Raw genomic sequence first — 16,032 nt, 5'->3', positions numbered from 1 at the left:
TAAAAAATACATTTAAACTCAGTAAATAAAAGGATTATCTTATGTAAATAAATAGAAACAATTATATACTTTTTACAATATCTGAATATCTATTCATATATTTATATTTTCTCAACAACTTATTATTATCACTATAAAACCATTTTTTCACAAATAAAAAGGACTACAACTCATTAGATTATTTCACGACTTAATCATAATAGTTGTAGTCCTTTATCAATCACTTACACGTAAGTGCTTCTCAATATTCTATTTTATACTTAATAAAATTCACCTCAACCACGACCAGGAATTACTCGAACACGTTCAATTGTTGGATTTCCATCTTTATCTTTAGAAATCACATCAACACGAATGCGTTCTAATTCTGGAATAAATTCATTAATCAAGCGACTAGATAACTTAGCACCTTGTTGCATCTGACGGTATACAATCATAGCAAATTCGTAACGAGTCATCATACGATCACCACCAAAGTTTCCATCAGGATAGCCTTCAACAATACCATTACCAGCCAATTGAGCAATTTCATTATACGCCCAATGATTTTCATCCACATCAGGGAATAACTTGGTCTTTGTAGGGTCTAATTGCTTACCTTGTGACATTTCTACCATGCCCTTACGAAGCATTTCGACTTCTTGACGAAGATCTTTAATTTCTTTCGCCATCGCTACACGACTAGTTGATACATGGTTTCCTTGGCCAACTTTAAAGCTTACACCTGCATTTACCATATTTTCACCGCCGCCAAAGCTTCCGCCAACACTAAAGAGTGTATCTTCATTCGGACGATAGAACGCACCAACAGCCACCGCATTAGCACCACGGTAATTACCATAGCCACCTGCAAAATCCCATTTTTCATCTGGATCAAAATCAAGTGGATGTAAAGCAGCCAAGGCTGCTGCTCCAGCACCTACTCGATTAATGCGATTGCCAAGTTTATTAATCGCACCACCTACATTGTTAAAGGCATCAAATAATTGCCCACCATTAATAGCATCTTTAGAGCCTTGTTCAATTTTGCCATCAGCTACACCCGTAATCTGATTACCAGCAGCATCAATTTTATTGCGTGTGAAGGTTGGACCATCAGAGATAGTAAGTCCGTTCGCATTGATTACAGTATTTTGATCACCTTCTGCAAGAGTAACAGTACCACTAGCGATTGTCGTATTATGTGTGTCATCTCCAGTACGTACACCGCCACCATTGACAACCGTTGTATTGGTACCATCAGTAGTTGTAACACTAGTCAAACCAGACAATTCTTTACCTAATTTAACCAATAATTGATTACCATCCGCTACAACCCCAATATTATTATCACTCAATTTGCTTGTATCAGAAATACCGCCCTGTACTTTCAATGTTTCACCAAGACCAACAGTTGTAGAGCCACTATCACCGGCAAAGACACGACCACGTTCGATTTTATCGTCTACAGATTTTAATTGGGCTTCTGTTGCTGCACGATTTGGCACATAACCATGATCAACTGGATCCCAAACTATATTATCTAAGCCTGTCACATAGTTTCCTGTTTCAGTACCATCATCGCCAACATCACGATACATCTTCATTGGCGATACTTTCTGAGAGCCAATCTTAATGGAATTTTCTTTGCCAATAGTTACGAGACCTTTGTCAGTAGCATCGATAATAATTTGGCCATCGCCCATTTCTACTTTGTCATTTAAGTTGACTGTATTATCAGGTTTCACTGTAATATTTTTACCAGTTTTAGCACGTACGCCTTCAGCAGCTTCTTGAGCTTCATACTTAGCAATATTTCTTACATCACCAATGTTAGCACCATTAGTTTCTATATTATATACTGGTTTCCCATCAGCATCCGTACCTGATTTACCACTGTCAACATTAGTAAGTTGAGTGCCGCCTGCATTAATACCATCTTTAGTAATACGTATAGTATCACCAACAGTAATCGTACCAGTCTCAACAGAACCGGCTTTTACGCTACCTGCCGTTACATTATTAGTTTTAATGCCATCTTTATCGATAGTAGTTTCACCAACTTTAACGGAACCGTCTTTGCCTAAATCAATCTTATTATTAAGACTAATTTCCAAAGCCCCATCCTTTACTTTAGTTGTAATATTGGAAACACCACCAGCATTAGAATCACTTGTTGTGCCTTCAGTAGCGCCGCCTTTAATGGTGATTGTTTGACCAAGATCTTTTTTAACAGTTTCACCACTTTGGTCTGCTAAGCCAAAACCACCACCATCGTTTGAACTTGTAATGGCATCGGTAGCTGCCTTTAATTGATCTTCTGTAGCTGCACGGCCAGATACGATATTATCCTTATCCCATTCTTTATTATCAAGACCCGTTACATAGTTTCTAACGTCTGCAGGATTATTACCATTTGGCTGCTTGCCAATAAGAACTGTACCAAACTCAGCACTGTTAAGACCTTTCAAGTCTTTTGCTAAACGGAGTTCTAATTTAGCCTTATCACCATTTTCATCAGTATCTGATGTCGCAATTACACCAATATTAGGATCTTTTGCAAGGTCCTCTTCACGAGTAATACCACCAGTTACAGAAACAGTACTATTAAGGCCAACAGCTGCGCCCTCACCAATATCACCTTGATAATCATAACCATCAGATGTATATGCTATGTAATCAGCACCATTCGCGCCTCCTACAGTCAAGCGAGTATCTCCAGAGTAACGTTCACCACCAACAGATTCTTCAGTTGCAGCCTGAACTACAGTCACATTAATCGGTGCGCGTTCACCATTGGTAGGATCTTGGAATGTAATGGAACGCTTACTACCATCAATAATAACCGCACCACCATTTTTGCCACCTACCGTAATCTTGCTATCGCTCTTACCATAGCCACCCAGAACAATTTCATCAGCTAATTGAACTTTTAATTGACCGTTAACATTATTAACGCCAATGTTGTTATCACTTAATGTACCCGTAGCACCACCAATAATGTCCAGCTTTCCATTAAGCTTTTTAGCAATAATCTGAGTATTCTTTGTTTGACCATCATCACCAGCATATTGCATGCCATCTTTCATAGTCGCTACAGTTTCGTCATTCACGATAATTCGGTCCACTGGTTGACCATCAACACCATTAACGCCATCTTTACCATCAAGACCTTTAATTGTAATTGTCTTGCCAGGTTGACCATCCTTACCTGCTGGGCCAGTTAGACCGATGGAGCCATCTTTACCATTAATAGTTACACCCGTTTTACCATCAGCACCAGTAGCTCCAATACTACCATCCTTGCCATTAATTACTACACTAGAGCCATCTTTACCATTAATACCAATCTTACCATCAACACCATCTTTACCTGCTACACCAATACTAAGGTCGTTGGTTAAAGATACCTTAATTTTGCCACTTTCAGCATCAGCTATTGTGGCGATATTTTTACCATCACCAGTAATTTGTAGGGTTTCTCCCAAATCACGATGTACTTCAGTGCCTTTATCATCAGAGAAATTCAGGCCTTTAGTTGTCACATTGGAAGAGACGCCATCAACAGCTGCTTTTACTTGACCTTCCGTAGCAGCACGATTTTCTACAATGCCCTTTTTAGTAGGATCCCATTTCGTGTTATCAAGACCAGTTATATAATTGCCAGTTTCAGTTTCACCGTCTTTAGTCTCGCCATCTGCATTAGTAATAACTGGGGTAACATCTTGATTACCAATAACAATCCCCGGTTTACTATCAATGCCAGCTTTACCCTCTTGGTTATTTACAACAATTTGTTTAGCTCCGATAGTAGTTTTGTGCTTAGTATCTACAGCATCTGTTTCATCTGGTGTTACTTTAGTGATAGTTACACCATCATTATTTACAATAGTATTACCTGTAGTTACAGAACCATCATTACCAAGGTTAATATCTTTAGCTAATCGTACATTAAGAACTGCATTGCCGTTTTCATCTTTTGCCGCTACCACACCAATATTGTCAGCAGCAGATAAGGCGTCGCTCTCAGTTACACCACCAGCTACAGTGACTTTCTTATTCAACTTAACATCAGCACTGCCTTGGTCACCAGCATATACCATGCCGTCTTCAAGCGTTGCCACTTCATGCTCATCGACTACGATACGAGTAATACCATCTTTGCCATCAACACCTGGTTGACCATCAATCCCTTTAATAGTGATAGTTTTACCTAGTTCACCATCTTTACCAGCAGGACCGGTTAACCCGATGGAACCGTCTTTACCATTGAGTACAACAGCAGAACCATCTGCTCCTTTAGCACCAATAGAACCGTCTTTGCCTGGGATACCTGGTTGACCATCTTTACCTGGTACGCCTGGTTGACCTACGGAAATATCGTTAGTTAAGGAAACTATAATTTTGCCGGAAGAAGGATCTGTTGTAGTCGCAATGTTTTGTGTATCCCCAGCAATCGCTAAGGTTTCACCAAGGTCACGATGTACAACTTCACCAGAATCAGCTGAGAAATTCAAGCCTTTTTCTTCGGCTTCAGTAGCAAAATGCTTCACATCACCAATATTGGCTGCATTGGTATCATTGCCATATATTGGATTATCATCTTTGTCCTTACCAGTAGCGCCACTCGCTACGTCTGTAATTTGTTTATCCCCAGCATTGATGCCTGTATTTGTTACAGATGGACCGTTATTGATTGTTAAACCACCATTGTTAATTACAGTATTACCAGTTGTTACAGAACCATCATTACCAAGGTTGATGTCTTTAGCTAATTGAATGGTTAATTTACCATTTTCACTATTTTGAGCTGCTACAACACCAATGTTAGGACCTGCCGCTAATTTTGTTGCATCGGTCTGACCACCAGTAATATTTACTGTTTTGTTCAATTTAACGGCTGCGCGACCTGTATCGCCAGTGTATACCATGCCGTCTTCAAGCGTTGCTACTTCATGTTCATCAACTACGATGCGAGTAATACCATCTTTCCCATCAACACCTGGTTTACCATCAATCCCTTTAATAGTGATAGTTTTACCTGGTTCCCCATCTTTACCTGCAGGGCCGGTTAAGCCGATAGAGCCATCTTTACCATTAAGTACGACAGCCGAACCATCAGCCCCTTTAGCGCCAATGGAACCATCTTTACCTGGTGTGCCTGGCTGACCATCTTTACCTGGTACGCCTGGTTGGCCTACGGAAATATCGTTAGTTAAAGATACTATAATTTTGCCGGAAGTAGGATCTGTTGTAGTCGCAATGTTTTGTGTATCACCAGCAATCGCTAAAGTTTCACCAAGGTCACGATGTACAACCGCACCAGAATCAGCGGAGAAGTTTAAGCCTTTTTCTTCGGCTTCATTCGCAAAATGCTTCACATCACCAATATTAGCTGCATTCGTATCAGTATTATAGGTTGGTTTCCCATCCTTAATACCATCAGAGCCACTTGCTAAATTCTTGATTTGTGTACCACTAGTACCTTCTAGCGTTACTTGATTTTTATTCACAGTATCGCCAGTCAAATCATATTTAACAGCACGATCCGTTAGCTTATCTAAATCATCTGCAGACGCTACATCATCAATAACAACATCTTCAGCGGTAGCATTAGGGTCATTAACATTTTTCACCTTCAACGTCACTTTGTTATCGGCTACTTTATAGGCCCCATTGGAATCAGCAGCTGGATTTTGGATTAAACGATAATCTGATTTAGCATTAATTTTTTCTGTTAAATCACCAGACACCACTTTCAATTGGTCTTCCGTAGCACCACGACCAGATACAATATCTGGATCGTCTGTATTCCAAGTTGTATTCGTCAATCCAGTAACGAAATTACCGTCTTTTGTTACGCCACCTTCAGTCGTAGTCGATTGTGTACCAACAGTTACGCCACCAGCAGTCACAGAGTTAAGACCTGTAATATCTTTGGCTAATCGTACATCAAGAACCGCATTACCCTTTTCATCTTTTGTTGCTACCACACCAATATTGTCAGCAGTAGATAAAGTATCGCTCTTAGTTACACCACCAGATACAGTGACTTTCTTATTTAACTTAACAGCAGCACTACCTTGGTCACCAGCATATACCATACCGTCTTCAAGCGTTGCTACTTCATGCTCATCAACTACGATACGAGTAATACCATCTTTGCCATCAACACCTGGTTTACCATCAATCCCTTTAATGGTAATGGTTTTACCTGGTTCACCATCTTTACCCGCAGGGCCAGTTAAACCGATGGAACCATCTTTACCATTGAGTACAACAGCAGAACCATCTGCCCCTTTAGCACCAATAGAACCATCTTTGCCTGGGATACCTGGCTGACCATCTTTACCTGGTACGCCTGGTTGACCTACGGAAATATCGTTGGTTAAGGAAACTATAATTTTGCCAGAAGTAGGATCTGTTGTAGTCGCAATGTTTTGTGTATCGCCAGCAATGGCTAAGGTTTCACCAAGGTCACGATGTACAACTTCGCCAGAATCAGCAGAGAAATTCAAGCCTTTAGTTGTTATATCAGAAGAAACACCATCAACAGCGGCTTTTACTTGACCTTCCGTAGCGGCACGATTTTCTACAATACCATTTTCAGCAGGATTCCATTTTGTATTATCAAGACCAGTTACATAATTACCAGATTCAATTTTACCTTCTTTAGTTCCACCATCTGCATTAGTAATTATTGGGGTAACATCTTGATTGCCAATAACAATACCCAGTTTACCATCAACACCATCTTTACCATCTTGTCCATTTACAACGATTTGATTAGCACCGATAGTAGTTGTACTCTTAGTACCTTCTGCACCAGTTTCACTACCTTCAACCGGTGCAGTCTTCGTAATCGTTAAGCCATCCGTATTAATTGTTGTATCGCCAGTTTGTACAGAAGTTAAATCGGTTAATTCTTTAGCTAATTTAATAGTTAACTTACCATTTTCACCATCTTGATCGGCTACTACGCCAATATTTTTACCAGAAGATAGGTTGGTGCTTTCTTTTTCACCACCAGTAACATTGACAACCTTATTCAATTTAACCGCTGCGCGACCCGTATCACCGGTGTATACCATGCCGTCTTCAAGCGTTGCTACTTCATGTTCATCAACTACGATACGAGTAATACCATCTTTGCCATCAACACCTGGTTTACCATCAATCCCTTTAATAGTAATGGTTTTACCTGGTTCACCATCTTTACCAGCAGGACCCGTTAACCCGATAGAGCCATCTTTACCATTGAGTACGACAGCCGAACCATCTGCCCCTTTAGCACCAATAGAACCGTCTTTGCCCGGGATACCAGGCTGACCATCTTTACCTGGTACGCCTGGTTGGCCTACGGAAATATCGTTAGTTAAAGATACTATAATTTTGCCGGAAGTAGGATCTGTTGTAGTCGCAATGTTTTGTGTATCACCAGCAATCGCTAAAGTTTCACCAAGGTCACGATGTACAACCGCACCAGAATCAGCGGAGAAGTTTAAGCCTTTTTCTTCGGCTTCATTCGCAAAATGCTTCACATCACCAATATTAGCTGCATTCGTATCAGTATTATAGGTTGGTTTCCCATCCTTAATACCATCAGAGCCACTTGCTAAATTCTTGATTTGTGTACCACTAGTACCTTCTAGCGTTACTTGATTTTTATTCACAGTATCGCCAGTCAAATCATATTTAACAGCACGATCCGTTAGCTTATCTAAATCATCTGCAGACGCTACATCATCAATCACAACATCTTCAGCGGTAGCATTAGGGTCATTAACATTTTTCACCTTCAACGTCACTTTGTTATCGGCTACTTTATAGGCCCCATTGGAATCAGCAGCTGGATTTTGGATTAAACGATAATCTGATTTAGCATTAATTTTTTCTGTTAAATCACCAGACACCACTTTCAATTGGTCTTCCGTAGCACCACGACCAGATACAATATCTGGATCGTCTGTATTCCAAGTTGTATTCGTCAATCCAGTAACGAAATTACCGTCTTTTGTTACGCCACCTTCAGTCGTAGTCGATTGTGTACCAACGGTTACGCCACCAGCAGTCACAGAGTTAAGACCTGTAATATCTTTGGCTAATCGTACATCAAGAACCGCATTACCCTTTTCATCTTTTGTTGCTACCACACCAATATTGTCAGCAGTAGATAAAGCATCACTCTTAGTTACACCACCAGATACAGTGACTTTCTTATTTAACTTAACATCAGCACTGCCTTGGTCACCCGCATATACCATGCCGTCTTCGAGCGTTGCCACTTCATGCTCATCAACTACGATACGAGTAATACCATCTTTGCCATCAACACCTGGTTGACCATCAATCCCTTTAATAGTGATAGTTTTACCTGGTTCACCATCTTTACCAGCAGGACCGGTTAAACCGATAGAACCGTCTTTACCATTGAGTACAACAGCCGATCCATCTGCTCCTCTAGCACCAATAGAACCGTCTTTGCCTGGGATACCTGGCTGACCATCTTTACCTGGTATGCCTGGTTGACCTACGGAAATATCGTTAGTTAAGGAAACTATAATTTTGCCAGAAGTAGGATCTGTTGTAGTCGCAATATTTTGTTTATCGCCAGCAATCGCTAAAGTTTGTCCAAGATCACGATGTACAACTTCACCAGAATCAGCGGAGAAGTTTAAGCCTTTTTCTTCGGCTTCAGTAGCAAAATGCTTCACATCACCAATATTGGCTGCATTGGTATCATTATCATATACTGGGTTATTAGCTTTGTCCTTACCAGTAGCACCACTCGCTACATCTGTAATTTGTTTATCACCAGCAGCAATACCTGTATTTGTTACCGATGGACCATTTGTAATCGTTAAGCCATCTGTATTAATTGTTGTATTACCTATTTGTACGGAAGTTAAATCAGTTAAATTCTTAGCCAATTTAATAGTTAACTTACCATTTTCACCATCTTGATCAGCTACTACGCCAATATTTTTACCAGTAGATAATTTAGCGCTTTCTTTTTCACCGCCAGCAACATTGACAACCTTATTCAATTTAACAGCTGCACGACCCGTATCACCAGTGTATACCATGCCGTCTTCAAGCGTTGCCACTTCATGCTCATCAACTACGATACGAGTAATACCATCTTTGCCATCAACACCTGGTTGACCATCAATCCCTTTAATAGTGATAGTTTTACCTGGTTCACCATCTTTACCAGCAGGACCGGTTAACCCGATGGAACCGTCTTTACCATTGAGTACAACAGCCGAACCATCTGCCCCTTTAGCTCCAATAGAACCATCTTTGCCTGGTGTACCCGGCTGACCATCTTTACCTGGTACGCCTGGTTGACCTACGGAAATATCGTTAGTTAAGGAAACTATAATTTTGCCAGAAGTAGGATCTGTTGTAGTCGCAATATTTTGTTTATCGCCAGCAATCGCTAAAGTTTGTCCAAGATCACGATGTACAACTTCACCAGAATCAGCGGAGAAGTTTAAGCCTTTTTCTTCGGCTTCAGTAGCAAAATGCTTCACATCACCAATATTGGCTGCATTGGTATCATTATCATATACTGGGTTATTAGCTTTGTCCTTACCAGTAGCACCACTCGCTACATCTGTAATTTGTTTATCACCAGCAGCAATACCTGTATTTGTTACCGATGGACCATTTGTAATCGTTAAGCCATCTGTATTAATTGTTGTATTACCTATTTGTACGGAAGTTAAATCAGTTAAATTCTTAGCCAATTTAATAGTTAACTTACCATTTTCACCATCTTGATCAGCTACTACGCCAATATTTTTACCAGTAGATAATTTAGCGCTTTCTTTTTCACCGCCAGCAACATTGACAACCTTATTCAATTTAACAGCTGCACGACCCGTATCACCAGTGTATACCATGCCGTCTTCAAGCGTTGCCACTTCATGCTCATCAACTACGATACGAGTAATACCATCTTTGCCATCAACACCTGGTTTACCATCAATCCCTTTAATAGTGATAGTTTTACCTGGTTCACCATCTTTACCAGCAGGACCGGTTAACCCGATGGAACCGTCTTTACCATTGAGTACAACAGCCGAACCATCTGCCCCTTTAGCTCCAATAGAACCATCTTTACCTGGTGTGCCTGGTTGACCTACGGAAATATCGTTAGTTAAGGAAACTATAATTTTACCAGAAGTAGGATCTGTTGTAGTCGTAATGTTTTGTGTATCGCCAGCAATCGCTAAAGTTTGTCCAAGATCACGATGTACAACTTCACCAGAATCAGCAGAGAAATTTAAGCCTTTTTGTTCTGCTTCATTCGCAAAATGCTTCACATCACCAATATTGGCTGCATTGGTATCCGTATTATAGGTTAGTTTCCCATCCTTAATACCATCAGAGCCACTTGCTAAATTCTTGATTTGTGTACCACTAGTACCTTCTAGCGTTACTTGATTTTTATTCACAGTATCGCCAGTCAAATCATATTTAACAGCACGATCCGTTAGCTTATCTAAATCATCTGCAGACGCTACATCATCAATCACAACATCTTCAGCGGTAGCATTAGGGTCATTAACATTTTTCACCTTCAACGTCACTTTGTTATCGGCTACTTTATAGGCCCCATTGGAATCAGCAGCTGGATTTTGGATTAAACGATAATCTGATTTAGCATTAATTTTTTCTGTTAAATCACCAGACACCACTTTCAATTGGTCTTCCGTAGCACCACGACCAGATACAATATCTGGATCGTCTGTATTCCAAGTTGTATTCGTCAATCCAGTAACGAAATTACCGTCTTTTGTTACGCCACCTTCAGTCGTAGTCGATTGTGTACCAACAGTTACGCCACCAGCAGTCACAGAGTTAAGACCTGTAATATCTTTGGCTAATCGTACATCAAGAACCGCATTCCCCTTTTCATCTTTTGTTGCTACCACACCAATATTGTCAGCAGTAGATAAAGCATCACTCTTAGTTACACCACCAGATACAGTGACTTTCTTATTTAACTTAACATCAGCACTGCCTTGGTCACCAGCATATACCATGCCGTCTTCGAGCGTTGCCACTTCATGCTCATCAACTACGATACGAGTAATACCATCTTTACCATCAACACCTGGTTGGCCATCAATCCCTTTAATGGTAATAGTTTTACCTGGTTGGCCATCTTTACCAGCAGGACCTGTTAAACCGATAGAACCATCTTTACCATTGAGTACGACAGCAGAACCATCTGCCCCTTTAGCACCAATAGAACCATCTTTGCCTGGGATACCCGGCTGACCATCTTTACCTGGTACGCCTGGTTGCCCTACGGAAATATCGTTGGTTAAGGAAACTATAATTTTGCCAGAAGTAGGATCTGTTGTAGTCGTAATGTTTTGTGTATCGCCAGCAATCGCTAAAGTTTGTCCAAGATCACGATGTACAACTTCACCAGAATCAGCGGAGAAGTTTAAGCCTTTTTCTTCGGCTTCAGTAGCAAAATGCTTCACATCACCAATATTAGCTGCATTGGTATCGTTATCATATATTGGGTTATTAGCTTTGTCCTTACCAGTAGCACCACTCGCTACATCTGTAATTTGTTTATCACCAGCAGCAATACCTGTATTTGTTACCGATGGACCATTTGTAATCGTTAAGCCATCTGTATTAATTGTTGTATTACCTATTTGTACGGAAGTTAAATCAGTTAAATTCTTAGCCAATTTAATAGTTAACTTACCATTTTCACCATCTTGATCAGCTACTACGCCAATATTTTTACCAGAAGATAATCTAGCGCTTTCTTTTTCACCACCAGCAACATTGACAACCTTATTCAATTTAACGGCTGCGCGACCTGTATCGCCAGTGTATACCATGCCGTCTTCGAGCGTTGCTACTTCATGCTCATCAACTACGATACGAGTAATACCATCTTTACCATCAACACCTGGTTGGCCATCAATCCCTTTAATAGTGATAGTTTTACCTGGTTCACCATCTTTACCAGCAGGACCGGTTAACCCGATGGAACCGTCTTTACCATTGAGTACAACAGCCGAACCATCTGCCCCTTTAGCTCCAATAGAACCGTCTTTGCCTGGTGTACCTGGCTGACCATCTTTACCTGGTACGCCTGGTTGACCTACGGAAATATCGTTAGTTAAGGAGATGGTAACTTTACCATTAGTAGGGTCTGTTGTAGTCGTAATGTTTTGTGCATCGCCAGCAATGGCTAAAGTTTCACCAAGGTCACGATGTACAACCGCACCAGAATCAGCGGAGAAGTTTAAGCCTTTTTCTTCGGCTTCATTAGCAAAATGCTTCACATCACCAATATTGGCTGCATTCGTATCATTGTCATATATTGGATTATTATCTTTGTCCTTACTAGTAGCACCACTCGCTACATCTGTAATTTGTTCATCTCCAGCATTGATGCCTGTATTAGTTACAGATGGACCGTTATTGATTGTTAAACCATCATTATTAATTACAGTATTACCAGTTGTTACAGAACCATCGTTACCAAGATTGATGTCTTTAGCTAATTGAATGGTTAATTTACCATTTTCACTATTTTGAGCCGCTACAACACCAATGTTAGGACCTGCTGCTAATTTTGTTGCATCAGTTTGACCACCAGTAATATTTACTGTTTTATTCAACTTAACCGCTGCGCGACCCGTATCACCGGTGTATACCATGCCGTCGTCAAGGGTTGCCACTTCATGCTTTGTTTCCCCTTCTTGATAAACAATTCGAGTTATGCCATCTTTACCTGGAGTGCCATTTAAACCTGGCTGACCTTTTTCACCTTTAATTGTAATAGATGTACCTGGTTCACCATCTTTACCGGCAGGGCCTGTTAAACCGATAGAACCATCTTTACCGTTGAGTACGACAGCAGAGCCATCGGCTCCTTTAGCACCAATAGAACCGTCTTTACCTGGTGTGCCAGGCTTTCCATCTTTACCTGGTACGCCTGGTTGGCCTACGGAAATATCGTTAGTTAAGGAGATAGTAACTTTACCAGTTTTAGCATCAGCTGTTGTTGCAATATTTTGACCATCACCAGCAATCGCTAAGGTTTCACCAAGATCACGATGTACAGCCGCACCAGAATCAGCGGAGAAGTTTAAGCCTTTTTCTTCGGCTTCATTAGCAAAATGCTTCACATCACCAATATTGGCTGCATTGGTATCAGTATTATAAGTTGGTTTTCCATCCTTAACGCCATCAGAGCCACTTGCTAAATTCTTAATTTGTGTACCATTAGTACCTTCTAGCGTTACTTGGTTTTTATTCACTGTATCGCCCGTTAAATCATATTTAACAGCACGATCCGTTAACTTATCTAAATCAGTAGCAGACGCTACATCATCAATAACAACATCTTCAACGGTAGCCTTAGGGTCATTAACATTTTTCACCTTCAACGTCACTTTATTATTGGCTACTTTATATGCCCCATCGGAACCAGCAGCTGGATTTTGAATTAAACGATAATCATCTGTATCCACAACTTGTTGGCTAAGAGCCTCTGACACCGCTTTTAATTGATCTTCTGTCGCTGCTCGACCAGACACATAGGAAGGATTTTTTACATCCCAAGACGTATTACTTAAACCAGTTACATAACTTCCCTTAGGTGCTTGCGTCTTACTACCATCTGAATTAATTACTGTACCGCTCTGGTTACCTATAACAGCCGAACTAGCTGTCACTGTATTTAAACCAGTCAAATCTTTAGCTAGTTTAATTGTTAAGCTCGCATCATTACCTGTAGTTGCAGCAACTACGCCAATATTAGCCCCTTCAGATAGCTTAGTTGTATCACTTTGACCACCTACTACATTAAGAGTTTGACCTAAATCACGATGCACTTTACCCGTATTACCGGCAAAATCCATACCCTTAGCGGTCAAGTTATTAATAACCACTGTAGTAGCGGCATCCGTGATATTCTTTACGTCACCAATATTCGCTGCATTGGTTGGGGTATTATAAGTCGGTTTACCATTAGACTCACCATCAGAACCACTTGCTAACTGTGTAATCTGATCATTACCCATAGCAATACCAGACGTAGAAATCGTCGGACCATTAGTAACCGTTAAACCACTAGCAGTCAAAGAGCTCGATTGGCTACCATTCGTTACTTTTACCCCGCTATTATTAACTACTGTGTTCCCTGTCGTTAGAGAACCATTAGCACCTAAATTCACATCCTTCACTAAATCGATTTGGATTTTTGTAGGATCGCTAGTTAAAGACGTTTTAATATTTTTAACAGTTGTCGCAGTACCAGTAGCACCACCAGCAATATTTAGTTTTTCAGTGGCTAGATTTACTTTTCCTTGCCCATTGCTACCTGCTGTTTTAGTATCAGCTGTAGTCTGCAAAGTCACTGCTTTTAACTGTGCCACATTCACCGCATCCGTATCATTAGAGCCGGCTGCTACATTCACAATTTGTCGAGTAGCACTATCATTACCAATAGAAACAGCACTGTATGTACTCTTCCAAGTTTTATCTGTATTAACACTGGCCTTATTAGTAGCTGGATCATATCCTTTTTGACCAGTCGTTACAGAAGCAACAGATCGATCACCTAGAGCCACACCACCCGCAACCGTCACATTGGCTTGCGTGCCGATTGCTACTGATTGATACCCATTACCAGAAGCTTTAGCCTCACGGCCCATTACGATAGAATCAGGAAGATTATCACTAACCGTAGCCTGTTTCCCAATAGCAATCGAGTTATTTGCATTCACACCCGTATTAGCAGACGAGCCCATAGCAATACTATACGTGCTCTTAGTTGTAGCAGCAATAGCAATACTATCACTCTTTTCCGTGGTAGCCCCAACCCCTAATGCTATAGAGCGTTGATCTTGAGCAGTAGCACCTTGCCCAATAGCCAAGGTATTTCCCGATATAGCTCTTGCTTTATCACCAATCGCCACAGACGAAATACCCGTTACTTCTGCTTCATTACCAAGCGCTACAGCGTTTTGAGTGGCGACTCTATTCTTATAGCCAATCGCTACATTTTTAAATACTTGTCCCTTATTAGTAACATTTTCCCCTTCAATAACATTGCCCGTACCAATGACAGTATTAAATATGTTCGTATCTTTTTTATCGCTATATTTTATATCGGTAGCATAGCCCTTTACAGTATTCCCTAAGCCAATAACTACAGAATTCAAGGCTGTAACATTAGTATCTGTCCGTTTTCCATCTTCTGTATAAGAACCACCAAGAACGACAGAGTTATCCGCCTTTTCACCAACTGTAATATTATCGCCTACAACAACAGAATTTTCCGACGCAGCCGTCGTATTAGCACCTATGAGTAAATTAAAATTATCATCCCGTGTCATGACCGTCGAAGCCGCCATCACACTACCAGTTAATAAACTTGCAACACAAAAAGTAGCAAATGTAGCACGTAATGCACTCATATGAGAACTTGCTGCTTTCCCTTCTCGTTTTGCAAATTCAGATGCTACTACATAGCAGCCCTTTGTTTTACTCCAAATAACTTTGTAAATCTTATTCATTATACCTACTCCTATCCCATTATCCCACTCATTAGATACAATACATAAGTTATAACTATACTGTTTCAAAGCCCCCTAAGATAAAACTACATAAAAACCAATGAATAACAAAACTATTAACAGTAAAAATATTCAGATATAAGAAAATTTACTCATCAATCCCTAATTCAATCTCATATATCTATAAAATAAACTTTGATTTTCACCTATCAAAAATATAAGGATTTCATGAATTTCTTATTATCAATTTTTATTCTACATCTATCACAATAAAAAATCAATACTACTATAGTTATATTTATCGTTTTATTTAATTTTACCAAAAACCGCAAATAACCCATTAAAACAAAGGGAATTATTGAGTTTACTTATAATCTACTTTATTTGTTTTTCTAATCATAAATTTCAAAATATTAAATTCCATAATTTTTCACAACCTAATCCATCAATTTTTACATTACTCTTAATGCATACTGTTAACAAA

Annotated in this window: 1 protein-coding gene; it reads right to left on the bottom strand. The window is 40.1% G+C overall.

The features are described from left to right. Window positions 1–275: 275 nt before the first annotated feature. Window positions 276–15,548 carry an ESPR-type extended signal peptide-containing protein gene (locus tag DYE54_RS10165; RefSeq protein ID WP_172460581.1) on the bottom strand — a complete coding sequence of 5,091 codons (15,273 nt, stop codon included), beginning with the start codon at window positions 15,546–15,548 and terminating at the stop codon, window positions 276–278. Window positions 15,549–16,032: the final 484 nt, after the last annotated feature.

Source organism: Veillonella criceti (genome assembly GCF_900460315.1).
Taxonomy (GTDB): domain Bacteria; phylum Bacillota; class Negativicutes; order Veillonellales; family Veillonellaceae; genus Veillonella_A; species Veillonella_A criceti.
The sequence above is the reverse complement of the archived record's forward strand: the minus strand, read 5'-3'. Positions and strand labels throughout refer to the sequence as shown.